This is a genomic window from Micromonospora sp. HM134 (assembly GCF_007833915.1).
In the GTDB taxonomy this organism is placed as follows: Bacteria; Actinomycetota; Actinomycetes; order Mycobacteriales; family Micromonosporaceae; genus Micromonospora; species Micromonospora wenchangensis.
This window is the reverse complement of the sequence record NZ_CP041061.1, coordinates 6,706,379-6,731,345: the sequence shown is the minus strand read 5'-3', so window position 1 is coordinate 6,731,345 and position 24,967 is coordinate 6,706,379. Positions and strand designations below refer to the sequence as shown.

Annotated in this window: 19 protein-coding genes; 12 read left to right on the top strand and 7 right to left on the bottom strand. The window is 75.5% G+C overall.

Annotated features, from left to right (window positions below; genetic code table 11):
- Nucleotides 1-867: 867 nt before the first annotated feature.
- A complete protein-coding gene (locus FJK98_RS29260; protein WP_145921799.1) occupies nucleotides 868-3,114 on the top strand; it encodes a RecQ family ATP-dependent DNA helicase in 2,247 nt (748 codons plus the stop codon).
- A 343-nt stretch (nucleotides 3,115-3,457) separates the two neighbouring features.
- Nucleotides 3,458-4,585 (top strand): hypothetical protein, encoded by a 1,128-nt coding sequence (locus FJK98_RS29255; protein ID WP_240762413.1) that lies wholly within the window; start codon nucleotides 3,458-3,460, stop codon nucleotides 4,583-4,585.
- A gap of 41 nt (nucleotides 4,586-4,626) precedes the next feature.
- Here FJK98_RS29255 and FJK98_RS29250 read toward each other — a convergent pair whose 3' ends face one another.
- Complete coding sequence (locus tag FJK98_RS29250; protein ID WP_091242216.1) at nucleotides 4,627-5,043, bottom strand: helix-turn-helix transcriptional regulator; 417 nt, start codon at nucleotides 5,041-5,043, stop codon at nucleotides 4,627-4,629.
- A gap of 242 nt (nucleotides 5,044-5,285) precedes the next feature.
- Between FJK98_RS29250 and FJK98_RS29245 the strand changes: the two genes are divergently transcribed.
- Entirely contained in the window at nucleotides 5,286-5,723 is a 438-nt protein-coding gene (locus tag FJK98_RS29245) for a hypothetical protein (protein WP_145921798.1), read from the top strand.
- Nucleotides 5,724-5,730: 7 nt separating this feature from the next.
- On the opposite strand, the gene FJK98_RS29240 is transcribed toward FJK98_RS29245, so the two are convergent.
- The 4 genes from FJK98_RS29240 to FJK98_RS29225 form a co-directional block, all read right to left on the bottom strand.
- Nucleotides 5,731-6,921 (bottom strand): SAM-dependent methyltransferase, encoded by a 1,191-nt coding sequence (locus FJK98_RS29240; protein WP_145921796.1) that lies wholly within the window; start codon nucleotides 6,919-6,921, stop codon nucleotides 5,731-5,733.
- 239 nt (nucleotides 6,922-7,160) lie between these two features.
- Entirely contained in the window at nucleotides 7,161-8,879 is a 1,719-nt protein-coding gene (locus tag FJK98_RS29235; RefSeq protein ID WP_145921795.1) for a DEAD/DEAH box helicase, read from the bottom strand.
- 294 nt (nucleotides 8,880-9,173) lie between these two features.
- The gene (locus tag FJK98_RS29230; protein WP_088644741.1) at nucleotides 9,174-9,401 is read right to left on the bottom strand and encodes a DUF3107 domain-containing protein; all 228 of its coding nucleotides are present in this window, start codon (nucleotides 9,399-9,401) and stop codon (nucleotides 9,174-9,176) included.
- A gap of 65 nt (nucleotides 9,402-9,466) precedes the next feature.
- Nucleotides 9,467-10,105 (bottom strand): TetR/AcrR family transcriptional regulator, encoded by a 639-nt coding sequence (locus FJK98_RS29225; RefSeq protein WP_091242199.1) that lies wholly within the window; start codon nucleotides 10,103-10,105, stop codon nucleotides 9,467-9,469.
- 149 nt (nucleotides 10,106-10,254) lie between these two features.
- Here FJK98_RS29225 and FJK98_RS29220 point away from each other — a divergent pair, with 149 nt between their 5' ends.
- The 6 genes from FJK98_RS29220 to FJK98_RS29195 all read left to right on the top strand — a co-directional run bounded on the left by FJK98_RS29220 (nucleotide 10,255) and on the right by FJK98_RS29195 (nucleotide 18,899).
- Nucleotides 10,255-13,452 carry a hypothetical protein gene (locus tag FJK98_RS29220; protein ID WP_370516935.1) on the top strand — a complete coding sequence of 1,066 codons (3,198 nt, stop codon included), beginning with the start codon at nucleotides 10,255-10,257 and terminating at the stop codon, nucleotides 13,450-13,452.
- A gap of 46 nt (nucleotides 13,453-13,498) precedes the next feature.
- Nucleotides 13,499-14,536 (top strand): alpha/beta fold hydrolase, encoded by a 1,038-nt coding sequence (locus tag FJK98_RS29215; protein WP_145921794.1) that lies wholly within the window; start codon nucleotides 13,499-13,501, stop codon nucleotides 14,534-14,536.
- 5 nt (nucleotides 14,537-14,541) lie between these two features.
- Nucleotides 14,542-15,531, top strand: a complete 990-nt coding sequence (locus tag FJK98_RS29210; protein WP_240762411.1) for a DUF3152 domain-containing protein — start codon at nucleotides 14,542-14,544, stop codon at nucleotides 15,529-15,531.
- A gap of 131 nt (nucleotides 15,532-15,662) precedes the next feature.
- The gene (locus tag FJK98_RS29205; protein WP_240762409.1) at nucleotides 15,663-16,583 is read left to right on the top strand and encodes a DUF3152 domain-containing protein; all 921 of its coding nucleotides are present in this window, start codon (nucleotides 15,663-15,665) and stop codon (nucleotides 16,581-16,583) included.
- A gap of 111 nt (nucleotides 16,584-16,694) precedes the next feature.
- Nucleotides 16,695-17,876, top strand: coding sequence for an adenylyltransferase/sulfurtransferase MoeZ (gene moeZ / locus FJK98_RS29200; RefSeq protein WP_088644745.1), 1,182 nt, complete (start codon nucleotides 16,695-16,697; stop codon nucleotides 17,874-17,876).
- Nucleotides 17,877-17,969: 93 nt separating this feature from the next.
- On the top strand, nucleotides 17,970-18,899 hold the full coding sequence (locus FJK98_RS29195; RefSeq protein ID WP_145921793.1) for a prenyltransferase/squalene oxidase repeat-containing protein: 930 nt from the start codon (nucleotides 17,970-17,972) through the stop codon (nucleotides 18,897-18,899).
- 93 nt (nucleotides 18,900-18,992) lie between these two features.
- On the opposite strand, the gene FJK98_RS29190 is transcribed toward FJK98_RS29195, so the two are convergent.
- Both FJK98_RS29190 and proB read right to left on the bottom strand, forming a co-directional pair.
- Nucleotides 18,993-20,234, bottom strand: a complete 1,242-nt coding sequence (locus FJK98_RS29190) for a glutamate-5-semialdehyde dehydrogenase (protein WP_145921791.1) — start codon at nucleotides 20,232-20,234, stop codon at nucleotides 18,993-18,995.
- Between the two features lie 49 nt (nucleotides 20,235-20,283).
- Nucleotides 20,284-21,441, bottom strand: a complete 1,158-nt coding sequence (proB, locus tag FJK98_RS29185) for a glutamate 5-kinase (RefSeq protein ID WP_145921790.1) — start codon at nucleotides 21,439-21,441, stop codon at nucleotides 20,284-20,286.
- Nucleotides 21,442-21,454: 13 nt separating this feature from the next.
- Between proB and FJK98_RS29180 the strand changes: the two genes are divergently transcribed.
- Genes FJK98_RS29180 through FJK98_RS29170 form a run of 3 tightly spaced genes read left to right on the top strand, consistent with a single transcriptional unit; the run spans nucleotide 21,455 to nucleotide 24,805 of the window.
- The gene (locus FJK98_RS29180; protein WP_145921789.1) at nucleotides 21,455-21,769 is read left to right on the top strand and encodes an MGMT family protein; all 315 of its coding nucleotides are present in this window, start codon (nucleotides 21,455-21,457) and stop codon (nucleotides 21,767-21,769) included.
- Nucleotides 21,770-21,800: 31 nt separating this feature from the next.
- Nucleotides 21,801-23,360 carry an MFS transporter gene (locus FJK98_RS29175; protein WP_145921788.1) on the top strand — a complete coding sequence of 520 codons (1,560 nt, stop codon included), beginning with the start codon at nucleotides 21,801-21,803 and terminating at the stop codon, nucleotides 23,358-23,360.
- The gene (locus tag FJK98_RS29170) at nucleotides 23,357-24,805 is read left to right on the top strand and encodes an aminotransferase class V-fold PLP-dependent enzyme (RefSeq protein ID WP_145921787.1); all 1,449 of its coding nucleotides are present in this window, start codon (nucleotides 23,357-23,359) and stop codon (nucleotides 24,803-24,805) included. The genes FJK98_RS29175 and FJK98_RS29170 overlap by 4 nt, the downstream gene beginning before the upstream one ends.
- Nucleotides 24,806-24,967 lie beyond the last annotated feature (162 nt).

The window sequence follows — 24,967 nt, the reverse complement described above, 5'->3', positions numbered from 1 at the left end:
CAACTCTCCACAATCCAACGGCCCGGCTGGTGGAGCCCGCCCGGTGCGCGCTGGTCGGGAAATGACGCAGGCGGTGGGCCGGTGCGCCTCCCTGACTGCTGCCGGCGCGTCCGTGGGTGGTGCGGCAGGTGCCTGATCCACGCCGTGTCGCCCATGTGGCGGTGTCTTGCCGGCCGGACACCGCTACATCGGCTCAGGGGAGTGGCGTGACCCCGGATCCTGGGGCGGGCGAGGGCACGGCCGCAGGGGTCGGCGTCGGGCCGGGTGGGTGGGATGCGTCGATCCGAGGTGAGTGGGGGATCGGGTGCCACCGGGGGTCGGGAGGTGGATCAGTCGCCATCGGCGCGACGGCGTACCGCCGGGAGTCCGGTCACAGACTCCCTCCCCCGGTGCTGCGGAGGTTGCTACCGTCCGTCGGGTTCCGGTGATCGTCCAAGCGGCGGCGGGCCTGCTCCGATGCCGCCAGGTCACGTACCTGCCGGTCCCCGTCGGTCACCGGCCGGTGGCCACGGCGCCACCATGCCACGGCTGCGAGGGCCACGAGTACGACGATGAGGATGATGAGCCAACGCATTCCTGCCTCCGGAGGGTGAGGACTCTGCCACCCAGGGTGGAACCCCCGGTCAAGGACCACCGACGAGGGGCGGGGGTCCTCACGCTTGTCGGGTGCGCCGGTCCGGCGGCCGGCCATGCGTGCACGCAGGGTTGCCGTGGGGCAGGTCAGCGGGTCTGACCGCTGATCACCCCCCGCCCGGTCGCCCCGGTGATCAAGAAGTTTGCGTCACCCTGAGCGCGGATCATGACGTAAACCTCTTGATCAACTGCGTGGGAGGTCGGGGTGTCCGGCCGGGGTGGTAGGAATGGCGGGTGGATCAGGGGCCGGCGGGGGAGCAGGATCGGGCGGCGGTACGGGAGCGGGCCGAGGAGGTGCTGCGGCGGCTGGCCGGCGCGCACGCCCGGCTGCGGGAGGACCAGTGGCGGGCCATCGAGGCGCTGGTGGTGGACCGGCGTCGGGTGCTCTGCGTGCAGCGCACCGGGTGGGGCAAGTCGGCGGTCTACTTCGTGGCCACCGCCCTGCTACGCGAACGCGGTGAGCACGGGCCGACGGTCATCGTCTCGCCGCTGCTGGCGTTGATGCGCAACCAGGTGGAGGCGGCGGCCCGCGCCGGCATCCGGGCCCGCACCATCAACTCCGCCAACCTCGACGAGTGGGACGAGATCACCGCCGAGATCCACGCCGGCACGGTGGACGTGCTGCTGATCAGCCCCGAGCGGCTCAACAACCCCGACTTCCGGGACACCGTCCTGCCGAGGCTGGCCGCCACCACCGGGCTGCTGGTGGTGGACGAGGCGCACTGCGTCTCCGACTGGGGGCACGACTTCCGGCCCGACTACCGCCGGCTGCGGACCTTCCTGGGCAACCTGCCGGAGCGGACCCCGGTGCTGGCCACCACCGCCACCGCCAACGAGCGGGTGACCCGGGACGTCGCCGAGCAACTCGGCACCGAACCGGCCCCACGGGCCGACCGCGCCGCCCCGGCGTCGGACCGTGACGCAACGCCGACCGCCGATCCTGCCGCGTCGCCCGCCGACGCCGGTGGACGGCGGGCCGACGTGCTGGTGCTGCGGGGCACCCTGGACCGGGAGTCGCTGCGCCTCGGCGTGCTCGATCTGCCCAGCCCGGCGCACCGGTTGGCCTGGCTCGCCGATCACCTGGACGCGCTGCCCGGCTCGGGGATCATCTACACGCTCACCGTGGCGGCGGCCACCGAGACCGCCGAGTTCCTGCGCGGGCGCGGCTGGTCGGTGGCCTCGTACACCGGCCAGGCCGAGGACGCCGACCGCCGCGCCGCCGAACAGGACCTGCTCGACAACAAGATCAAGGCGTTGGTGGCGACCAGCGCGCTCGGGATGGGGTTCGACAAGCCCGACCTCGGCTTCGTGGTGCACCTGGGTGCGCCGCCCTCGCCGATCGCCTACTACCAGCAGGTCGGCCGTGCCGGTCGGGCCGTCGAACACGCCGAGGTGCTGCTGCTGCCCGGGGTCGAGGACGCGGCGATCTGGCGCTACTTCGCCTCGCTCGCCTTCCCTCCGGAGGAGCAGGTGCGCGCCGTGCTGGCCGCCCTGCACACCGACCGGCCGCTCTCCACCCAGGCCCTCGAACCCCTCGTCGACCTGCGCCGGACCCGCCTCGAACTGATGCTCAAGGTGCTCGACGTCGACGGCGCGGTCCGCCGGGTACGCGGGGGCTGGCTCGCCACCGGCGAACCCTGGACCTACGACGAGGCCCGGTTGCGCCGCGTCGCCGAGGCCCGCACCGCCGAACAGCAGGCCATGCGCGAGTACGCCACGACGCCCGGCTGCCGCATGCGGTACCTGCGGAACTGCCTGGACGACAGCGGGGCGGGTGACTGCGGCCGGTGCGACCGCTGTGCCGCGCCCCTGTTCACCGCCGAAGTGTCCGGCCCCGCGTTGACCGCCGCGCAGACCTTCCTCGGCCGCCCCGGGGTGCAGATCGCCCCCAAGAAGCTCTGGCCGACCGGCCTCGACGTGGTCGGCGTACCGCTGAAGGGGCGGATTCCCCCGACGGAGCAGGCACTGCCCGGCCGGGCCGTGGGGCGGCTGTCCGACCTGGGCTGGGGCGGCCGGCTGCGCGCCCTGGTCGGGCCCGGCACGGCCGACGGCCCGGTGCCCGACGACGTCGTGACCGCCGTGGTGGAGGTGCTGAAAGCCTGGGCCCACGGCGACGATCCGTGGCCGCGCCGTCCGGCCGGCGTGGTCGCGGTCGGCTCCCGCAGCCACCCGACCCTGGTCGCGTCGCTCGCCGAGCGGATCGCCACGGTCGGCCGGCTGCCGCTGCTCGGCCCGGTCACCCCGACCGGTCCGGCCGGGGCCGGCGGGCCGCGCGGCAACAGCGCCCAGCGGGTACGCGCCCTGCACGACGCCTTCACCGTCGGCGACGAGGTGGCCGGGGCACTGGCCGGGCTGGACGGCCCGGTGCTGCTCGTCGACGACCTGGTCGACTCCGGCTGGACGATGACGATGGTGGCCCGCCTGCTGCGCCGGACCGGTGCCCCCGACGTCCTCCCGCTCGCCCTCGCCGTCGCCGGCTGACCCGGCCCGGGTCGACCGGGGCGGTGAGCGGGCTCGGCGGCGGTCGATCGCCGGCCGACCCTGGTGCGGTTCGACGGTGGCGGTGAGCGCCCCCGGCCGGCGCGACCACCGGCTGACCCGGATGCGGCTCCGGCGGGCGGTCGGCCACCGGCTGACCTCGCCGGGTCGCCCGTGGCGGCGGGCGGACGCCGCACGCACCCGACAGCCGGTGGGTCGATCCGCAGGCCTACCGCGGTGGTCGACGGGCCGGGCGGAAAAGTTCCCCGGCCGGCCGTGATGCGACCGCCGCCACGGTGTCCGGCCGTCGCTCCGGTGCCGCCGGGGTCGACGGTACGGTGGGCGGATGGCCGACCAGCGATCCGTCACCCGGCCCGCCGGCCCGGCAGGCGGCGGCGGACCGGCCACCGACCAGGACACCCCGGAGCCGGCGGACCGGCAGGACCGGGGTGCCGACGCGGGCATCGCGCGCCCGGCGGACCGGCAGGAATCGGCCGGCGCGGAACCCGGCGGATGGACGCTGTCCGCAGGCGGGACTGCGGCCGGGGGCGGGGCGTCGACGGGGCCGGACCGGGCCACGCTGCGGCTGGCGCTGGTGGTGGGCGGCCTGGTGCTGGCCGTCCTGCTCGGCTTCGGGCTCGGCCGGGCCAACGGGCGGCCGACCGAGCGTACGGCGGCGACCGCCGTGACCGCCGCCGGTGACCACACCCACGCTCCGGGCACCGGCGCGCACCAGCACGACGGCACCGGCACGGACTCCTCCGGCGACGCGGCCACCGGCCTGTCCGTCAGCTCCGGCGGTTACACGCTCGTCCCGTCGGGTGGGGAGTTCGTCGCCGGGCGGGCGGGTGAACTGCGGTTCCAGATCCGGGACGCGCAGCGTCGCCCGGTCACCCGGTTCGCGGTCGTGCACGACAAGCCGATGCACCTGGTGGTGGTACGCCGTGACCTCACCGGATTCCAGCACCTGCACCCGACGATGGCCGCCGACGGCACCTGGTCGATCCCGCTGACCCTGCCGCAGCCGGGCGTCTGGCGGGCGTACACGGATTTCACGGCGGTTGCCGACGACGGCCAACAGACCCCGGCGACGCTGGGCGTGGACCTGGCCGCCCCGGGGGAGTACGCGCCCCGCCCGCTGCCCGCCCCGGCCACCCGGGCCACGGTCGACGGGTTCACCGTCGACTACGAGGGCACCCCGCAGGTGGGCGCAGCGGTACCGCTGCGGTTCACGGTCCGGGACCCGGCGGGACGACCCGCCGCCCTGGAGCGCTACCTCGGCGCGTACGGGCACCTGGTCGCCCTCCGCGAGGGGGACCTGGGCTACCTGCACGTGCATCCGGGCCCCGGGCCGGCCGCCGACACGGTGACGTTCTGGCTGACCGCGCCCGGCCCCGGCAACTACCGGATGTACCTGGACTTCCAGGTGGCGGGCGTGGTGCGCACCGCCGAGTTCACCCTGACCGTGCGCTGAGAGCAGCGGCCCGGAGCCGGCCGGATCGACCGGCCGGGGTGTCAGCCGGCGCGGCGGACCGGGCGGCGGGCCAGGTAGCGCAGCAGGTCGCGGATGTGGTGCTTCTCCTCGGCGGGCACCGTCGGATCGGCCAGCCGGTCGAGGATCACCCGGACGTCCGCCTCCACCGGGCCGTCGTCGGCGCGGCGGCGGGGGGTGGGCCCCGAGTCGGGCAGGCCGAGCGCCCGGAAGGCCGCCGCGACCGGCAGGTCGAGGGCGGCGCAGAAGCCGCGTACCTTGGCCAGCTCGGGATAGTCCTGCCAGTCACCGGCGAGCCAGCGGAAGACGGTGGACCGACCGACACCGGTGTGGGCAGCGAGGTCGCTCACCGTCCAACCCCGCTCGTCACGGGCGTCGTCGATGGCCCGCCGCACGAAGCGGGCGAACGCCATCTGGGGTGAAACCTCTGTCGAACCCATGCCTGTGAGATCGTCCTCTTCGGGTGGGAGCCGGGGTGTCCGGTGCGCCCTCCGAGGGTAGTACGACGACGGTACGGTGCAATTCCCCGTACCGGTCGTCCGAGTCCCCGTACGGCGTCCACGCGAAGCGACGGCGCAGGTCGTGGCCCGTTCCGGTGCCGGTCGTGACACAGCGTCAGTTGCCGTGGGTCAATTGAACTCGGCGGGTCCGTCCACCCGCCGCGCAACCGGTGAGGAGCAGCATGGCCGAGTCCGACCGTCCGGTGCCGCACCGTCCGGGTGCGGTCAGCCTCTTCTTCGTCGTCAAGGCGGCCGTGTTCGCCCTCGCTTTCTGGAGCTGGCTGCTGGTGCTGGTGTTCACCGGTGACGAGGCGACCGGGGCGCACGTGCTGGCCGCCGCCGGTGCCGTCACCACCACCCTGGTGGGGGTGCTGCTCGGCGTCCGGCTGGCCCTGCAACGCAACGCCGCCGTCCGGCACGCCGAACTCAAACGGCTCCTGGTCGACATCTCCTGGAACGCGTTCGCCGCCGCCGGCAACGCCGAGCTGTCCGGCACCGTGGTGCCGTTCCCCACCGCGCCCGGTGACGACGAGCGGGGGCGGCGTGAGCGGATCTCCTCGATCGTCGACCGGGGGCCGGGGGAGCGACCCGGCGGTCGCAGCGGTGACCGGCGGCGCTGAGCCCGGCTCAGCGCGGCGCGGTGGCCGGCCCGTCGTCCCGCACGGCGTCCCCGGTCGGGTCGGCCAGCAGCGTGGCCAGGCGGGGGGTCACCTGCCACTGGTCGACCAGTTGCCGGTACTCGGCCGCCTGCGGGTCGCCGCCGCCGGTGCCGGTCCGGCGGGCCCGGATCAGCAGATTCCGTGGGGTGTGCCGGGAGTCGACGAACTCGACCACCTCGGCCCGGTAGCCGTGCGACCGCAGCAGCCCGGCCCGCAGCGCGTCGGTGAGCACGTCGGCGAAGCGTTCCCGCAGGATGCCCTGCCGGGTCAGCAGCTCGTACGGCGTCGGGGCCGGCCGGGCACGGAGCTGCGCCGCCAGGTCGTGGTGGCAGCACGGCGCGGCGAGGATCCACCGCGCGTTCCAACGCACCGCGCGGGCCAGCGCCTCGTCGGTGGCGGTGTCGCAGGCGTGCAGGGCGAGCACCAGGTCGGGGGCGGGTTCCACCACCGCGTCGGCGATGGTGCCGGCCACGAAGGTGACCCGGTCGGCCCAGCCGAGGCGTTCGGCCAGTTCGCTGTTGCGCTGCCGTTGGTCCTCCCGCACGTCCACCCCGACCAGTTCCACGTCGAGCCCGCGTGCGGTCAGGTAGCGGTGGGCGGCGAAGGTCAGGTAGGCGTTGCCGCAGCCCAGGTCGACCACCCGCAGCCGCCCGTTGAGATCGTCGGGCAGGGTGGCGGCCAGCGCCCGCAGGAAGGCGTCCACCTGCCGGCGTTTGGCGGCGTTGCCGCCGATCTCCGCGAAGATCGGGTCCCCCGGGTCGAGCAGGTACTCCTTGGCCCGGTCGTGGCCGTCCGCCGGGGCGGCCGGCCGGCTGGCCGCCGCCCGGTGCACCTGCGCCTCGCCGGACTTGGTCACCCGCAGCTGGAGGGTCGCCCCGGCGGTCTCCACGTGCCAGTTGCCGAAGGGCTCGGCGAGCAGCGCGTCGACCGCCGCGCCGGCCTCCGCGCCCGGCGACACGTTCCGGGTGTACGGCCGCGCGCCGTCGGACGTGGAGATCTGCAACCGGGGGCCGGCCTTGAGGGCGACCGGGCGGAGTTCGGCGCGTACCACCGAGGGGCGCCGGCCCCGGCGTCGGCCGGCGGCGACGGCACGGGTCAGGGCGGGGTCGAGCAGCAACGCCCGGACCTCGGTCAGGGCGGCGTCCAACGGTTCCGGCATCGTTCCATCATCCTTTCCACCCCGGCGGTTGCCGCTCCCGGCCCGCCCCGGCGGGGACTTCGGCCACCGGTGTATGGGCCTCCAGGCGCGCTCCGGCGGGGGCGCAGGGCCGGGCGGCCCCACGCCACGCCGGTAGGGCGTGGGGCCGGCGGGTCCCGGCAGGGCGACGCGTCCACCGGCGCAGACGGGACATCCCCCGGACCGTCGGACGGCCGGGGGATGTCGTCGGTGCTGTCGGGTCAGTCGGCGGTGGCCTCGGCCGGCGCGTCCGCGCCGGAGCCGCCACCACCGCGCCGCCGACGCCGGCGACGCGGCCGGCCCGGCTCGCCCTCGGCGGTCGGCCCGGCGGCGGCGACGGGCTCGCCGGTCGTGCCTGCGGCGGTGTCGGTGGACCCGCCGGTGGTCACCGTGCCCGGTTCGCCCCCGACCACCTCGCCGGCCCGGCGACGACGCCGGCTGCGGGGGGTACGGGTGCCTTCCTCGGCGGCCGTGACGGGTGCGCCGGTGGCGTCCGGCGCGTCGGAGTCGGGGCGACCCCGACGCCGCTCACCGCGTCCGCTGCCCCGACCGCTGCTCTCGCCGCGTCCCCGGCCCTCGCCGCGCCGGCCGCCCCGGCCACCGCTCTCGCCCCGGCGGGACCGCCCGCCGAGGTCCTCCTCGACCTCGGCGGAGAGCCCGGCGCGGGTCCGCTCGGCGGTCGGCAGGGTGCCGGTCATCTCGGGTGAGATGTCCAGGTCGGTGTAGAGGTGCGGGGAGGTGTGGTAGGTCTCCAGCGGCTCGGGCATGTCGAGGCCCAGCGTCTTGTCGATGATCCGCCACCGGGGCATGTCGTCCCAGTCGACGAAGGTGACCGCGACCCCGGTCGCCCCGGCCCGGCCGGTACGACCGATCCGGTGGGTGTAGGTGTCCTGGTCCTCGGGGCAGTCGTAGTTGATGACGTGGGTGACGCCGCTGACGTCGATGCCCCGGGCGGCCACGTCGGTGGCGACCAGGGTGTCGATCTTGCCGGCCCGGAACGCCCGCAGCGCCCGTTCCCGCGCACCCTGGCCCAGGTCGCCGTGCACGGCGGCCACCGCGAAGCCCCGGAAGTCGAGGTCCTCGGCGACCCGGTCGGCGGCCCGCTTGGTACGGGTGAAGATCATGGTCAGCCCGCGCCCCTCGGCCTGGAGGATCCGCGCCACGATCTCGATCTTGTTCATCGAGTGGGTGCGGTACGCCAGCTGCTGGGTCTGCGGGGACGGCCCGGTCTCGGCGGTGTGCCCGGCGTGGATCGTCACCGGCCGGCGCAGGAACCGCCGGGAGAGGGTGACGATCGGGTCCGGCATGGTCGCCGAGAAGAGCATGGTCTGCCGGTCCTCCGGCAGCATCGCCAGGATCTTCTCGACGTCGTCGAGGAAGCCCAGGTCGAGCATCCGGTCGGCCTCGTCGAGCACCAGCGCGCGGACCCGGTCCAGCCGCAGGTGCTTCTGCTTCTGCAGGTCCATCAGCCGACCCGGGGTGCCGACCAGGATCTCCACGCCCTTGCGCAGCGCGTCGATCTGCGGCTCGTACGCCACGCCGCCGTAGATCGGCAGCACCCGGACGCCCCGGGTACGGCCGGCGGCGGCGAGGTCCTTGGCGACCTGGATGCCCAGCTCACGGGTGGGTACGACGACCAGCGCCTGCGGCACGCCGTCGCTGCCCTCGGCCGGGGCGAAGACCCGCTCCAGCAGCGGGACGCCGAAGCCGAGGGTCTTGCCGGTGCCGGTGGGGGCCTGGCCGATCAGGTCGGTGCCGCGCAGGGCGATCGGCAGCGCGTACTCCTGGATCGCGAAGGCGCGGGTGATGCCCGCCGCGGCCAGGGCCTCGACGGTCTCGGGCCGCGCGCCGAGCGCGGCGAACGTGGGGGCCTCCGGGCGGACCGGGGCGGTGGGGGCCAGTTCCTGGCCCTCCAGTTGGTCGAGAATCTGTTCGCTCATCTGGATCTGGGGGTGCCCTCTCGTGGTGCGCCCCGTGGTGTCCTCAGGGCGCGGTCGGTATGGCGTGGGCCACGCGATCGACGGCGGAGAATCGCCGTGTCAGACCGGGCCGCACGCGCGCCGTGGGCAGGACTTCGATCAGATCGGCGCCCACGGCAACTACCTCATCCTACCCGAGCGGGTGGGTACACGCCCCTGACCTGGATGGCCGGCTTTTCGGCAGGGGTGAAAAATGTGACCCGCGTCACCGGGTCGCCCTGCGGCGGGTGCTGCCCGCCGCAGGGTCGGACCGGTTCAGCGAACGGTGAAACCGACCGCGCGGGCGGACGCCTCGGCGATCTCGACGTAGGCGACCTTGGTGACCGGCACGATGACCCGTCGACCCTTCTCGTCGGTCAGGGAGAGCGTCCCCTCCGCCTTGGCGAAGGCGTCGGTCACGATCTGCTCGATCTCGGCCGGCGACTGCGCGCTCTCCAGAACCAGCTCGCGCGGCGCGTACTGCACGCCGATCTTGACCTCCACTGTGCCTCCTCAGGTGGGCGAGATAGCCGCCGATCGGAAGGCTATCCGATCTCGGGGCCGGATGTTCAGGCCGACTCACCCTGGAGCGGGAAGCTCGCGATGCCCCGCCAGGACAGCGCCGCGACCAGCGCCTCCGCCTCGGCCTTCGGCACCTGCCGACCGCCGGCCAGCCAGAACTGGGCGGCCGTCTCGGCCGCGCCGACCAGGCCGGAGGCGAGCAGCTCGGCGTGCGCCCGGCTGACCCCGGTGTCCGAGATGATGGTGTCGGTTATCGCCGCGATGCAGCCCTGTTCCACCCGCTCGACCCGCTGCCGGACGGCCGGGTCGTTGCGCAGGTCGGATTCGAAGACGAGCCGGAACGCCTCGCTCTCGTGGTCGACGAAGTCGAAGTACGCGCGCACCGACGCGCCCACCCGCTCCTTGTTGTCGTTGGTGCCGCGCATCGCGTCGTGCACCTTGGCGACGATGGCGTCACAGTGCGTGTCGAGCAGCGCCAGGTACAGATCCATCTTTCCCGGGAAGTGCTGGTACAGCACCGGCTTGGAAACCCCGGCCCGCTCGGCGATGTCGTCCATGGCGGCGGCGTGGTACCCCTGCGCCACGAACACCTCCTGAGCCGCCGCGAGTAGCTGCTTACGGCGTGCTGAACGGGGCAGCCGGGTGGGCCGGCCGGCAGTCTGCGCACCGTTCCCCACAGCGGTCATGGGAACCTCCGAGTTTCGTCATTCCAGCCGGCACTTTTACCCCGTACCGGTCAGGGCACTCACCCCGGCCCCGGAATTGGCCCGCCGCTGTAACTTATCGCCACTGTCACCACACGGTAGCCTCAGCGGGGGCGACCAAGGAGCGCGCGGTGAGTGAATCAGGGCAACCCGGTGCCGCCACCCCGGGAGAGCACGGCGACGGGACGGGTCAGCAGGACGACCTGGCCCGCTCCGCCAGTGGGTGGGCACCAGCGACCGGGTGGTCCGGCGGCGTCGACGCCCCGGGTTACCGGGAGGCCGGGTCGCCGTGGAACCGGCCCGACCCCGCCGGCGGCTGGGGCGGCCAGCCGTCACGGCACGGTGATCTACCTGCGCCGTTCGCCACCCCGTCGGCCGACGAGGAAACCCCCCGCAACGGTCGGGCCCACCGCAATGGTCACGACTCGGCACCGGATTTCCCGGCCCCGCTGCGTCGCCCGGTGAGCGCCCCGCCCGGCGGGCCGGGCCACCCCGTCGCCGACCCCCGGGTCACCGACGGTGACCGACTGGTCGTGCCGGCCCCCCGGCCGGCGTCCCCGGCCGGGCCGCAGCACGACCCGGAGGCCGCCCGGCATTCCTCGGACGACCCCGCCACGCCCCGGTCGGCCCACTGGCCCACGGGCGACCTGCCCACCTCGGCCCCACCCGCGGTGCAGGTCCCCCCGGTGGGCACCGCCGCCTCCGGCTTCGAGGTTCCCCCCGGCTTCCACGCCCCCGAGCGGGGCGGGGCCGGTTCCTCCCCGGACGACCCCCGCGACCGCTTCTCCGGGCCGGACGGGTCACACGGGACCGACCGCCCCGAGCCCACCACCGACACCGGGCCGCCCGGGACGGACCCCCGGGGCGTCGGTGCGCGCGGCGCCGGCGAGCCGTCGCCCGGCGACCGCCGGGCGACCGCCGGGCCGGACGAGCCGGACTGGTCCGGACCGAGCTGGAACCGCCCGAGCTGGGGCGGGACCTGGGCACCCTCCTGGTCACGGGACGAGGAACCACCCGTCGGCCGACGGGCCCGTGCCGAACGCGCGGCGGAGTGGTCGGCCGAGGCCGCCCGCCCGTACGAGCCGGTGCGTGCCGAGCCGGCCCGGCCGTACCAGCCGGTGCGTGCCGAGCCCGCCCGCCCGTACGAGCCGGTGCGCTCGGAGGTGCCCCGCCCGTACGAGCTGACCCGGACCGAACCGGCCACCCCACCGGCCCTGCCGGAGCCCACCGTCGAGCGGTCCGGGCGGGAACGGCCGGCCGCCGAGCGGGTCGCCCCGGGTCGCCCCGGCGTCGATCACCCCGAACGCGCCTGGTCCGGGCGCACCGGGGAACACCCCGTACCGGACTGGGACGAGCGCGCCGACCGGCCGGAGCGGCACGAGCCCACCGACCGCTCCGAGCGGGACCGGCCCGGTCCGGGCTGGTCCGAGCGGAGCGCCCGCCCGGAGCGGGACTGGTCCGACCCCGCCGGGCGGGACTGGGCCGACCGGTCCGAGCGGGACTGGTCCGACCCGGCCGGGCGGAACTGGTCCGGTCCCGGCGAGCGGGACCGGTCGCCCGCCGAGCCGCCAAGGCTGCACCCGGTCGAGCCGGTCGAGCCGCCACGGCTGCACCCGGCCGACCGGCCCGACTGGTCGACGGGGAGACCCGCCGAGGTGCCCCCGGCCCCCCGGGAGGTGCCGGCCGGCCCGCCGCCCCTGCCCCGGGACGAGCCCGCCGTCCGGGACGAGCCGGGCGTCGTGCCGCCCCCGACCCGCGACGAGTCCACCGTCCTGCGGGACGAGCGGGCCGCCACGCTGCCGGCCGCCGTCCGTGCCGACCAGCCGTTCCGGCTCCCGCGCGACGAACCGTCGCCCCGCCCGGCGACCTCCCCGCCCGGCCGCGCCGACCAGCCGTTCCGACTCCGGTCGGTGCCGACCGAGCCGGCCGCCCCCACCGACCTGCCCGGCCACCCGCCGGAGCCCCTTCCCACCGCCGGTGCCCCCGCCACGAGCGGGCCACGCCGCCTGGACCAGATCCCCTCCGCGCCCGCCCCGACGAGCGCACCCCCCTACGCGGCCCGCCGATCCGCGCCCGACCCGCTGACCACGACCGAGCAGGTGGTGGACGGACGGAGACCGGACCGGGGCACGGCGGTGCTGCCGCAGCGCGTCCCCGCCGAACCGGACGTGCCCGTCGTGCCGGAGCCGCCAGCCGTGGAGCCCCCCGCCGAGACCCCGGAACTCGCCCGGATCGCCACCCACCTGCGACGCGACGACGAGCCCGCGCCGCTGCGCGAACGCCCCGAGGGCTTCGACGTCAACGCGATCCTGGACGCCGTACGTGAGGTGGCCGGGGTTCGCGACGCGGCGCTGCGGCGTACCCCGGCCGGGGCGCACAGCCTGCGGCTCGACCTGTCCGACGGGGCCGACCCGGCGGAGGTGAGCCGGCTGGTGGCCCGCCTGCTCCAGGAGCGGATGGGTCTCGCCGCCGCACCGCAGAGCCTGTCCGGTGAGCCGAGCGCCGCGGTGCCACCGCCGATGCGCCGCCGTACCGGTGAACCCCGCGTCGTCGAGCCGTCCGCCGGGGTGCCGACCCCGGCGGGGGAGCGGCCGGCCGGTGACCCGGCCCGGTCGGCGGAGCCACCGACCGTCCGGCCGGGTGCGGAGCGACCGGCCACCGGGGTGCGCGCCGACGCGGCGACCGGTGGCCCGGCGCGCGACGCCGAGGACCCGCCGGCCGAGCAGTCACCGACGGCGTCCGGGGTGCCCCGGCGACGCCGGCAGTCGACCCCGCACCGGGGTCGGGCCAGCGTGGAGGAGACCCTCCCGGGTGCGCTGCCGCCCACCGGCAGCCCGGCGACGCTCAACGCGTCGTACTCGGGCGGGCAGATGACCACGACGGAGACCGCGCCCTCGCGACCGCTGGACACCGGCGGCGTGCCGGGGCCCCGGGTGGTCATCGACCACGTCCAGGTGAGCACCTTCGGCCTGGACGCCAACGTGGAGGTACGCCTGCTCACCGCCGGTGAGCCGGCCGCCGGGCACGCCACCGGGCCGGCCGTGGACGGGTACGTCCTGCGGCTGTGCGCGGTGGCCGCCGCCGCGGCGGTCGACGAGTTGCTGCGGCACGCCGAGCGCACCGCCGAACGGGGGCGGTGTTTCGTCGAGCACGCCGCCGTGGTGCCGTTCGGCAACTGCGAGGTGGCGACCGTGGTCGTGCTGCTGGTCTGCGACGGCTGGGTGGAGCAGTTGGCCGGGTCGGCGCTGGTCTCCGGGGACCCGCGCCAGGCGGTGGTGCGGGCGACCCTGGCGGCGGTCAACCGTCGCCTCGAAGCGCTGCTCGCCTGACCGGCCACATTGTCGGCACGGGGCCGGAACGGGAACACTTGCCGGTATGAAGCGCGCCGCCCTCTGGCCCGAGGAGCACCTGCCCCCGCACCGGCTGCCCCCGCCCTGGCCCGGCCGGCCGGTACGCCTCGACGGCACGGTCACCTACGTCCGGGACACCCCGGCCACCGGCCCGGACGCGGAACCGGCGCTGTACGTGCACGGGCTGGGTGGTTCGTCGCAGAACTGGACGGACCTCGCCGGCCTGCTCGCCGACCGGCTCGACGGGCAGGCGATCGACCTGCCCGGTTTCGGGCGTAGCGAGCCGGGGCTGCGGTACACGATCCCGGCCTTCGCCGACCGGGTGGTGCGCTGGATCGAGCACTCCGGCCGGGGCCCGGTGCACCTGTTCGGCAACTCGCTGGGCGGCGCCGTCTCGGTGTACGTCGCCGGTCGCCGGCCGGATCTGGTGCGTACCCTGACGCTGATCTCCCCGGCGCTGCCGTTCCTGAACTTCGGCCGCTCGTTGCAGGGACGGATGCTGCCGCTGCTGGCCATTCCGCGCGGGGAGCGGCTGGCCGCCTGGCGGCTCGCCCAGCTCGCCCCGGAGGTGATGGCCCGGCAGGCGATGGAGGCGTGCGTGGCCGACCTGAGCCGGATCAGCGAGCAGCGCCGGCAGGAGGCGTTGGAGGAGATCCGGGTCCGCTACGAGGCGCCCCACTACGCCGCCGCGTACGTGCGTACGTTCCGGGGGCTGGTCGCCAGTTTCCTGCGGTCGTACCTGCCGGGGCCGGAGTCCCTGTGGCGGATCGCCGCCGGCATCGGGGCGCCCACGCTGGTGGTCGGGGGGATGAAGGACCGGCTGGTGGACGTGCGGGTGGCCCCGCAGACGGCCCGGGTCATCCCGGACAGCCGGCTGATGATGCTGGCCGACGTCGGGCACGTGGCCCAGTTGGAGGTGCCGCGTACGGTGGCCCGCGCCGTGTTGCACCTGCTCGCTGAGTCGACGTCGGGCCCGTCGCCGCGGCGTCCCGTGGCCCTGCCGGGTGATGACGCGCCGGGGTTCGGTGGTGACGGAAGGTCGCAGTCCGGCATGGCATCCTGACCCGGATGTCTGCGCTCCCCTCCCGTGGCCCACGTCCGATCCGGCTCCTGCGGCCCGCGTCCGGCACCGGCCGGTGGCGTCCGACGGCGCTGGTGGCCCTGCTGCTGGTGGTGACCTCCGGCGGGCTGGCCGTCGCCACCCCGCCGCCGGTTGCCGGCCGGCTGGTCGCCGGCCCGGCGACGCCGGCCGCCGCGGTCCGGTCGGGAACCGCCGGGCACCCGCCGGGTCCGGCCGGTCCGCCCGGCGTGGTGACGTCCGCCGGTGCCACCGCTTCGTTCGGCGGGTCGTCGGGGGTCGACGTGGCCGGCGGGGTCGGGTCGGTCCCGCCGGTGCCCGCGATGGCGCCGGAGCCGGCCGGTGCCGCGGTCCCGGCGGCGACCGTGCCGCCGTCGGCGCTGTCCGGCCCGGTGCCGGCGACGGGCCGGGGCACCTTCCGCTACGACGACCGGGCCGGGGCGACGCTCGGCCGGTCCGGCGGCGTGCGGCGCTACCGGGTGGCCGTGGAGGTCGGCTCCGGCGAGGACGTCCGCGACTTCTCCGACCAGGTGCAGGCGGCCCTGGCCGGGCCGGGGAGTTGGGTGGACGGCGGCCGGCTGCGGCTGCGCCGGGTGCCGGGGAACGCGCCTGCCGACTTCACCGTGCAGTTGGCGACCCGCAGCACGGCGGGGCGGCTGTGCCGGGCCGGGGGTGTGGACATCCGGGTCGGTGGCGTGCCGTACACGTCGTGCCGTGCGCCGGGAAAGGTGATCATCAACCTGGACCGGTGGCGGACGTCGGTGCCGCACTTCGTCCGGGCCGGGGTGCCGCTGCCGGTCTACCGGACGTATGTGGTGAACCACGAGGTGGGCCACCAGTTGGGGCACCGTCACGAGGGGTGTCCGGGGGTGGGCCGGCCGGCGCCGGTGATGCAGCAGCAGTCGCTGTTCCTGCGGGGCTGCACGGCGAACCCGTGGCCGTACCTGGACGGTCGCCGGTACGCCGGCCCGGCGCTCTGAACCCCCGTTGCCGCCCGTGGGGTGTCCGGTCCCGGTGCCGGTTGCCGGGCGGTTACCGGAGAAGTGAAACATGTTCTTGTAATTTGCGGCAATAGCGGGTTTATGTCCGATTAGTCTGCCATGCTGGCCGGGTGAGCACCGAGTCCGCCGAGCGCCCGGAGCCGCCGGACGCCGGCCGGCCCGACCCGCGCCACACCGACCCGTACGCCGCCGACCCCTACCGGGCCGGCCCGCGCTCCGCGTGGTGGCACGGCGAGCCGGGTGTCGGGCCGCGCCGCAGCCGCCGGATGCGCCGTCGTCGTCGCCGGGCCGTCCTGCTCGGCCTGGCCCTGCTCGGCGCGGGCGCGGGCGGGTTCGTCACCCTCCACCCCGGGCACGGCCCGAGCCGCCCCGAACAGGTCGCCGGGCGGGTGGCCGACGGGGCCGGTGGTGGCCGGCTGCCCGACGCGGTACGCGCGGAGCGGACCGCCGTCGCCTACCCGCGCAGCGGACCCGGCCGCTTCACCGCCGCCGACGGCCGCTCCGAGGTGTACGGCTTCGACGGCCCGCTGCACCGCTACCGGATCGAGGTGGAACAGGACACCGGGCAGGACGTGGACGCGTTCGCCGCCGCCGTCGACGAGACGCTGGGCGACCCGAACAGCTGGATCCGCTCCGGCGAGCTGCGGTTGCAGCGGGTGCCGGAGATCGCCGCCGCCGACTTCACCATCTATCTCGCCACCCCGGCCACCTCCGAGCGGATGTGCGCCGAGGGTGGGCTGGACACCGAGGGCTACACCTCCTGCCGGCTGCCCGGCCGGGTGGTCATCAACCTGGCCCGCTGGATGGAGGCGGTGCCGGACTACGGGGCGCCCCTGTCGGTCTACCGGACGTACGTGGTCAACCACGAGGTGGGGCACGAACTCGGCGAGGAACACCAGGCCTGCCCCGGCCCCGGCGAGCCGGCCCCGGTCATGCAGCAGCAGACGTACGGGCTGGACGGCTGCGTGGCGAACGCCTGGCCGTACGTCGACGGCTCGCTCTACTCCGGCGATCTCGTGCCCGGCAGTTGAGATATTCCCGCTCCCGCATGTCGGACGGGGTGTCACTGCTCATGGCCGAGGGGTGGTCGTCCGAGCAACAATGGCTCGGTTCGCCATCAGCCGATCACCGGGGAGTCCACCGTGTCGTTGCCCCCGCTCGTCGAACCCGCCGCCGAGCTGACCGTTGACGAGATCCGTCGCTACTCCCGTCACCTGATCATCCCCGATGTGGGGGTCGAGGGGCAGAAGCGGTTGAAGAACGCCCGGGTGCTCTGTGTGGGTGCCGGTGGCCTCGGTTCGCCGGCCCTGATGTACCTGGCCGCCGCCGGGGTCGGGACGCTCGGCATCATCGACTTCGACACCGTCGACGAGTCCAACCTCCAGCGCCAGATCATCCACGGCGTCTCCGACATCGGCCGGTCCAAGGCCGAGTCCGCCGCGGCGTCGATCCGCGAGATCAACCCGCTGGTCCAGGTGGAGATCCACAACACCGCGCTGGACCGGGAGAACGTCCGGGACATCTTCGCCCGGTACGACCTGATCGTCGACGGCACCGACAACTTCGCCACCCGCTACATGGTCAACGACGCGGCGGTGCTGCTCGGCAAGCCGTACGTCTGGGGGTCGATCTACCGGTTCGACGGCCAGGCGTCGGTCTTCTGGGCCGAGCACGGCCCCTGCTACCGCTGCCTCTACCCGGAGCCCCCGCCGCCCGGCATGGTGCCGTCCTGCGCCGAGGGCGGCGTGCTCGGCGTGCTCTGCGCGTCGATCGGCTCGATCCAGGTCAACGAGGCGATCAAGCTGCTCGCCGGGATCGGCGAGCCGCTGGTCGGCCGGCTGATGGTCTACGACGCCCTGGAGATGAGCTACCGCAAGATCAAGGTCCGGAAGGACCCGAACTGCGTGCTCTGCGGGGAGAACCCCACGGTCACCGACCTGCTGGAGGACTACGAGGACTTCTGCGGCGCGGTCTCCGAGGCGGCCCAGGAGGCGATCGTCGACGCGACCATCACCGCCACCGAACTCAAGGAGTGGCAGGACGCCGGCAAGGACATCTTCCTGGTCGACGTCCGGGAGCCCGCCGAGTACGAGATCGTCCGGATCCCCGGCTCCACCCTGATCCCCAAGGGCGAGATCATCTCGGGCGAGGCGCTGGCCAAGCTCCCGCAGGACAAGCAGGTCGTGCTGCACTGCAAGTCCGGGGTCCGCTCCGCCGAGGCGCTCGCCGCGCTCAAGGCGGCCGGGTTCCGCGACGCGGTGCACGTCCAGGGCGGGGTGCTCTCCTGGATCAAGCAGATCGATCCCTCGCTGCCCGCGTACTGACCCGGGCCCGGGTCCGGGGGCGGTGCCGAACCGCCCCCGGCCCCGACCGATTCCCCGAGGCGGGATCGCGTTCGCGCCGGTAGCGTCAGCGCCGTGGTGGACTTGGATGCCGCGATCGGCTTCGTCGTGGCGCACGGCGACGCGGTGGATCGCGCCCGGCTGTCCTGGTTGCGCACCGGTGCGCCCGTACCCCCCGACCTGCTCGACGCGGCCGAGGTCGGGCAGACCCCCGACGGCGGCTGGCCGGCCCTGCTCGGCGGTGACGTGCCGTCCATCGACGCCACCTGCTTCCGCCTCGCCGAGCTGGACGACCTCGGCGCGCTCGGCCGGCCGGCGGCCCGGCACGCCCTGGACTGGCTGGCCGCCCGGCAACTGCCCGACGGCGGCTGGGACGAGGATCCGAGGCTGGCCGGCAGCGCCCCCGAATGGGCCACCCCGGGCGACCCGGAGGCCCGGCTCTACCTCTCCGCCAACGCCGCGTTCTGGCTCAGCGTCGCCGGTCGGGACGCCCGCGCCGCCGGCCCGCTGGACCACCGCGTCGGCGGCGCGTACGCCGGGGTGGTGCAGGCGGCGGCGCAGTCCCTGGCCGGGCAGCTCGCCCCGGACGGCAGCTGGCCGTCGTTCCTGGCCGCCGGCTGGTTGAGCGCGGCCGTGCTGCACCGCCAGCAGCTCTACTACGAGTCGGCCCGGATCCAGGCGGTGCTGGCCGAGCGGATGCCGAAGCTCTCCCCGGCCGACGTGGCCGCGCTGGCCGCCACGCTGCGCCGGGTCGAGGTGGGCGAGGAGCAGTGGGTGCTGGTGTCGGCCCGCAAGCGGCTCGCCGCGACCCAGCGCAGCGACGGCGGCTGGGACAGCGACGACGGCCACCAGTTCGACGTGCACACCACGCTCACCGCGATCCGCGCCTGCCGGCCGATCGGGCCGGTCTTCCCACCGGGGTCGCCGATCGCCCCACCGGGGTCACCGGCGGTCCGGCGGGTCCGCCCGGTCCCCCCGACCGACGACGAGCCCGGCACCTGGTGACCCCGGTCCCCGGTCCGGCCGGCGGCGGGCCGTGGGCGGGACGACCCGACCGGCGGACGGCCGGCCCGGCACCCACCGGCCGGAGCGGACCGCTCAGCGCAGGTGACCGTCGCCGGTCACCACGTACTTGGTGGAGGTCAGCTCGGGCAACCCCATCGGCCCCCGGGCGTGCAGCTTCTGGGTGGAGATGCCGATCTCCGCGCCGAAGCCGAACTCGCCGCCGTCGGTGAACCGGGTGGAGGCGTTGACCATCACCGCCGCCGCGTCCACCCGGGCCACGAACTCCCGGGCGGCGGCCTGCGAGTCGGTGACGATCGCCTCGGTGTGGCCGGTGCCGTAGCGACGGATGTGCGCGACCGCCGCGTCGAGCGAGTCGACCACGGCGACGGAGATGTCGGCCGAGAGGTACTCGGTGGCGAAGTCCTCGTCGGTGGCGGCCACCACGGCGGGGGAGTACGCGGCGACCTCGGGTGAGCCGTGCACGGTCACCCCGGCCTCGGCGAACGCGGCCAGCACGACCGGCAGGAAGGTGTCGGCGACGTCGGCGTGCACCAGCAGCGACTCGGCGGTGTTGCAGGTGCTCAGGCGCTGGGTCTTGGCGTTCAGGGCGATCGCCACCGCCATGGCCTGGTCGGCGGCGGCGTCGACGTAGACGTGGCAGTTGCCCACCCCGGTCTCGATCACCGGCACCGTCGACTCCTCGACCACGGTGCGGATCAGCGACGCGCCGCCGCGCGGGATCAGCACGTCGACCAGGCCCCGGGCCCGCATCAGCTCCTTGACCGAGTCGCGGGAACCGGCGTCGAGCAACTGCACCGCGTCGGCCGGCAGGCCCGCCCCGGCGACCGCGTCGCGCAGCACCGCCACCAGCGCCGCGTTGGAGTGCGCCGCCGAGGACGACCCGCGCAGCAGCGCCGCGTTGCCGGACTTCAGGCAGATGCCGGCGGCGTCCACTGTCACGTTGGGCCGCGCCTCGTAGATGATGCCGACCACCCCGAACGGCACCCGGACCTGCCGCAGCTCCAGCCCGTTGGGCAGGGTCGAACCCCGGACCACCTCGCCCACCGGGTCGGGCAGCGCGGCCATCTCGCGCAGCGCGTCGGCGATGCCGGCCACCCGGCCCGCGTCGAGGGCGAGCCGGTCCAGCACGGCCGCGCTCAGCCCGGCCTCCCGCCCGGCCGCCAGGTCCGCCGCGTTCGCGGTGAGGATCTCCGGCGTACGCGTCACCAGCGCGTCGGCCATCGCGTGCAGCGCGGCATCCTTGACCGTACGGGTGGCCACGGCGAGGGCCTCCGCCGCGTCCCGGGCCCGCCGGGCCTGCTCGACGACGCTCATTGCGTACTCCTTCGGATCTCTCGGAAGCGCCCGCGCGGGACGCCTGACGTCACAGCAGCACCAGGTCGTCGCGGTGGACGACCTCACGTTCGTACGCCGGACCGAGCGCTGCGGCGAGTTCGGAGGTGGAGCGGCCGAGCAGGCCGGGCAGCTCCACCGCGTCGTAGTTGACCAGGCCCCGGGCCACCGACGCCCCGTCGACGTCGACCAGGTCGACCGGGTCGCCGGCGGTGAACGTGCCGTCCACGGCGGTGATGCCGGCCGGCAGCAGCGACTTGCGCCGGCCCACCACGGCCTGCACCGCGCCCGGGTCGAGGTGCAGCCGGCCCCGGGGCGCGGTGGCGTGCGCCAGCCAGAACAGCCGGGCCGCCGGGCGTCGCCGGGCCGGGTGGAAGAACGTGCCCACCGGTTCCCCGGCCAGGGCGGCGCCGGCCAGCGGGGCGGCGGTCAGCACCACCGGGATGCCGAAGCCGGTGGCGATCCGGGCCGCCTCGACCTTGGTGATCATGCCGCCGGTGCCGACCCCGGCCCGGCCGGCCCCGCCGATGTCCACGCCGGCCAGATCGGCCTCGCCGCGTACCTCGGTGATCCGGGTGCTGCCGGGGCGGGCCGGGTTGCCCGTCCACAGCGCGTCGACGTCGGAGAGCAGCACCAGCAGGTCGGCGTCGACCAGGGCGGCGACCAGGGCGGCCAGCCGGTCGTTGTCGCCGAACCGGATCTCCTCGGTGGCGACCGTGTCGTTCTCGTTGACGATCGGCACCGCCCGCAGGTCGAGCAGCTTGCGCAGGGTCCGGTACGCGTTGCGGTAGTGCGCCCGCCGGGTCACGTCGTCGACGGTGAGCAGGACCTGCCCGACGGTGAGCCGGTGCCGGGCGAAACCGGCCGCGTACCGGCCGATCAGCAGGCCCTGGCCGACGCTGGCGGCGGCCTGCTGGGTGGCCAGGTCGCGCGGGCGGCGGGGGAGCCCGAGCGGGGCGAGCCCGGCGGCGATCGCCCCGGAGGAGACCAGCACCACCTCGCGGCCGGCGGCGGCGAGCGCGGCGAGGGCGTCGACCAGGGTGTCGACCCGGGCGTCGTCCAGGCCGCCGGTCGCGGTGGTCAGCGAGGACGAACCGATCTTGACGACGATCCGTCGGGCCTGGGTGACTGCTTCACGCACCCGCCCATTCTGCGCGGTCGGTCCCGGCGGACCCCGCCGCGTTCCCATATCCTGGCCGGTCGTGACGCCTGAGGAGTACGTGGAGGCGGTGCTCGCGCTGGTCGAGCGGATACCGCCGGGCCGGGTGATGTCCTACGGGGCGATCGCCGACGCGCTGGCCGAGCGGTCCGGGCGGGCCTCGGCCCGGCTGGTCGGCTCGATCATGGCCCGGCACGGTGGCGGGGTGCCCTGGCACCGGGTGGTGAACGCGGCCGGCCGGCTGCCACCCGGGCACGAGGCGCGGGCGCGGGCCCTGCTGCGGGCCGAGGGCTGCCCGCTGCGCGGTGCCGGGGTGGATCTGGATGCCGCCAAATGGTGGCCGGATGAGGGGCGGTGACCCGGCGGTAACGTGAGTAACATTCGGCCGCATGGACGCGCCGCCGGCCGGGCCCGGCTCCCCACCCGCCGGCCCGCCCGCGCCGGCTGCCGACCGGTCCGCGCCGGCTGCCGGCCCGTCGGCGTCGGACGTTGGCCCGCCCGCGTCGGACGTTGGCCCGCCCGCGTCGGGCGGCGGTCCGGCCCGGTCGACCGGCGCTGAGGGGGTTGGACTACCGCGTCGGGTGCACGCCGGTTACGCGCTCGGTTCGCTGGCCACCGGGGCGTTCGGCACCGTGCCCGGGTTGCTGCTGCTGCCCTACCTGACCGACACGCTCGGGGTGGCCGCCGGGCTGGCCGCCCTGCTGGTGCTGCTGCCCAAGGCGTGGGACGTGCTGGTCAACCCCGTCGCCGGGCGGATCTCCGACCGGACCCGCTCCCGGTGGGGGCCGCGCCGGCCGTGGCTGCTCGGTGCCGGGCTCGCCCTGGCGGCGCTCTTCGCCGCCATCTTCGCCGCGCCCTTCGGCGTCGGGCCGGCCGCCGGGGCGTACGTGGCCGTCGCGTTCCTCGCCACCGCCACCGCGTTCGCCTTCTTCCAGGTCCCGTACGTGGCGATGCCCGCCGAACTGACCGACGACGCGGCGGAGCGTACCCGGCTGATGGGCTGGCGGGTTGCGGTGCTGGCGCTGGCCATCCTGATCTCCGGCGCGGTGGCCCCGGTGGTGGTGACCGCCGGCGGCGAGGGGGTGGCCGGGCACCGCTGGATGGGAGTGTTCGTCGCGGTGCTGATCGCGCTCGGCGCGCTCGGCGCGTTCCTCGGCACCAGGTCGGCGGCGACCGGCACGGTGACCGCCACCGAGCCGACGCTGCGCGCCCAGCTCGCGGTGGTCGCCGCCGACCGGCCGTTCCGGGCGCTGCTGCTCTGCTTCGTCGTCCAGTCCGCCGGGGTGGCGACCATCCTGGCCGGGGTCAGCTACTTCGCCGCCCAGATCCTGCGCGACCCGACCACCGGGCCCACCGTGCTGTTCGCCTGCTTCGTCGGGCCGGCGCTGCTGGTGATGCCGCTGTGGACCCGGCTCGGCGCGCGACTGGGCAAGAAGACCGCGCTGGTCGTCGCCTCGCTGCTGCTGGCCGCCGGTGCGGCGGCGCTGGTGGCCGCGCCGGTGCTGCCCGCCGCCGTTGTCTACGCGGTGGTCGCGCTGCTCGGGGTCGGGTACGCCGGCCAGCAGGTCTTCGCCCTCGCCCTGCTGCCCGACTGCGTGGCCACCTCGACCGCGCGCACCGGCCGCCGCCAGGCCGGCGTCTTCACCGGCCTGTGGACCGCCGGCGAAACCTTCGGCCTGGCCCTCGGCCCCGGCATCTACGGCCTGGTCCTGGCCGTGTCCGGCTACGTCTCCTCGGCCACCGGCACCGCCGCCCCCCAGTCCGACACCGCCCGCCTAGGCGTCCTCCTCGGCTTCACGGTCGTCCCGGCCCTCCTGATCGCCCCCGCCACCCTCCTCCTCCGCCCCCACCCCTACCACCCCCCACCCCCCACCCACCCCGTCGATCATGGAGTTGTGGTGGGGACGAAAGCCGCGAAAACCCACGGAAAGGCCACCACAAGTCCATGATCGACGAGAACGGGGTGCCTGCCGAGCGGGTGCTGGACGAGATTCGGCAGCTGCGGGTAGGGGATCGGCCGGTGCACGGGGGGCGGTTGTTCGCCTACGTGTACGACCCGGGGGTGGCGGGGCTCGACGCGCTGGGGGCGGCGGCCCACGCGGAGAGCGCGCATGTGAACGGGCTGGATCCGACCGCCTTCCCGTCCCTGCTGGCGATGGAGAACTGGCTCGTCGGGGCGGCCGGCGGGCTGCTCGGCGGCGGGCCGGGCAGCTCCGCGCCGGACGTGGTGGGCAGCGTCACCAGCGGTGGGACCGAGTCGCTGATCCTGGCCGTCAAGGCCGCCCGGGACGCCCGCCCGGAGCTGACCGCACCCCGGATCGTGGTGCCGGCCAGCGGGCACGCCGCCTTCGCCAAGGCCGCCCACCTGCTACGGGTCACCCTCGACACGGTTCCCGTCGACCCGGTCACCCTGCGCCCGTCAGTGGCGGACATGGCCGCCGCGATCGGCCCGCAGACGGTGCTGGTGGCCTGCTCCGCCCCGTCGTACGCGCACGGGGTGGTCGACCCGGTGGCCGGGATCGCGCAGGTCGCGGCGGCGGCCGGGGTGCGCTGCCACGTGGACGCCTGCTTCGGCGGCTGGACCCTGCCCTACCTGCGTCGCCTCGGCGTGCCGGTGCCCCCGTTCGACTTCACCGTCGACGGGGTCACCTCGATCTCCGTCGATCTACACAAGTACGCGTACGCCCCGAAGGGGGTGTCGGTGCTGCTGCACCGGGACGCGACGCTGCGCTCCCCGCAGTACTTCGCGTACGCCGACTGGCCCGGCTACACCATGATCAACCCGGTGCTCGCCTCCACCCGTTCCGGTGGCCCGATCGCCGCCGCGTACGCCACCCTGCGGCACCTCGGCGACGACGGCTACCTGCGGTTGGCCGCCACCACCCGGGACGCCGTCGGTTGCCTGGCCGCCGCCGTCCGGGACGTCGACGGGCTGCGGCTGATGGCCGAACCGGAAGCCACAGTGGTCTGCTTCACCAGCACCGACCCGGCGCTCGACCTGTTCGTCCTGGTCGACGAACTGACCGCCCGGGGCTGGCACACCCAACCCCAGCTCCGGTACGCCGACCTGCCCGCCAGCGTGCACCTCACGGTGACCGCCTCGGTGGCCCCCCGGGTGGCCGAGTTCGGCCCGGACCTGGCCGCCGCGGTGGCCGCCGCCCGCCGGGCCGGGCCGGTCGAGCTGCCGGCCGACCTGGTCGCCCTGGCCGGATCGTTGAGCCCTGAGGCGCTCACCCCCGAGCTGATCGGTGGACTCGCCGCCGGCCTGGGGCTCGGCGCCGGGCCGCCGGACCGGATGGCGGTGGTGAACACCCTGCTCGACGCCGCCCCCGCCGCGCTGCGGGAACGGCTCCTGGTGGAGTTCGTCGGCCTCCTGCAACGCCCCACCTGGTGACCCCCACGTCCCATCCGTCGCGGCGGGTGGCCGCAGGAGCGTGGCGGCGTCGCCGGGAGGCCACGCTGGTCGGCCTCGGCCTCGGCCGCACCGCCGGGACGCGCGACGGGCCCGGCGGGGCGGGTCCGTCGGGACGCGGGACGGGCCCGGCCGGTCCGGGGG

Bases quoted from the DNA above. Each gene is read 5' to 3' on its own strand.
- FJK98_RS29245 (WP_145921798.1), top strand. From the start codon at position 5,286: ATGGCCGAGTCCGACCGTCCGGTGCCGCACCGTCCGGGTGCGGTCAGC.
- FJK98_RS29235 (WP_145921795.1), bottom strand. From the start codon at position 8,879: ATGAGCGAACAGATTCTCGACCAACTGGAGGGCCAGGAACTGGCCCCC.
- FJK98_RS29255 (WP_240762413.1), top strand. From the start codon at position 3,458: ATGGCCGACCAGCGATCCGTCACCCGGCCCGCCGGCCCGGCAGGCGGC.
- FJK98_RS29175 (WP_145921788.1), top strand. From the start codon at position 21,801: ATGGACGCGCCGCCGGCCGGGCCCGGCTCCCCACCCGCCGGCCCGCCC.
- FJK98_RS29225 (WP_091242199.1), bottom strand. From the start codon at position 10,105: ATGACCGCTGTGGGGAACGGTGCGCAGACTGCCGGCCGGCCCACCCGG.
- FJK98_RS29250 (WP_091242216.1), bottom strand. From the start codon at position 5,043: ATGGGTTCGACAGAGGTTTCACCCCAGATGGCGTTCGCCCGCTTCGTG.
- FJK98_RS29190 (WP_145921791.1), bottom strand. From the start codon at position 20,234: ATGAGCGTCGTCGAGCAGGCCCGGCGGGCCCGGGACGCGGCGGAGGCC.
- FJK98_RS29170 (WP_145921787.1), top strand. From the start codon at position 23,357: ATGATCGACGAGAACGGGGTGCCTGCCGAGCGGGTGCTGGACGAGATT.
- FJK98_RS29210 (WP_240762411.1), top strand. From the start codon at position 14,542: ATGTCTGCGCTCCCCTCCCGTGGCCCACGTCCGATCCGGCTCCTGCGG.
- proB (WP_145921790.1), bottom strand. From the start codon at position 21,441: ATGGGAACGCGGCGGGGTCCGCCGGGACCGACCGCGCAGAATGGGCGG.
- FJK98_RS29215 (WP_145921794.1), top strand. From the start codon at position 13,499: ATGAAGCGCGCCGCCCTCTGGCCCGAGGAGCACCTGCCCCCGCACCGG.
- FJK98_RS29240 (WP_145921796.1), bottom strand. From the start codon at position 6,921: ATGCCGGAACCGTTGGACGCCGCCCTGACCGAGGTCCGGGCGTTGCTG.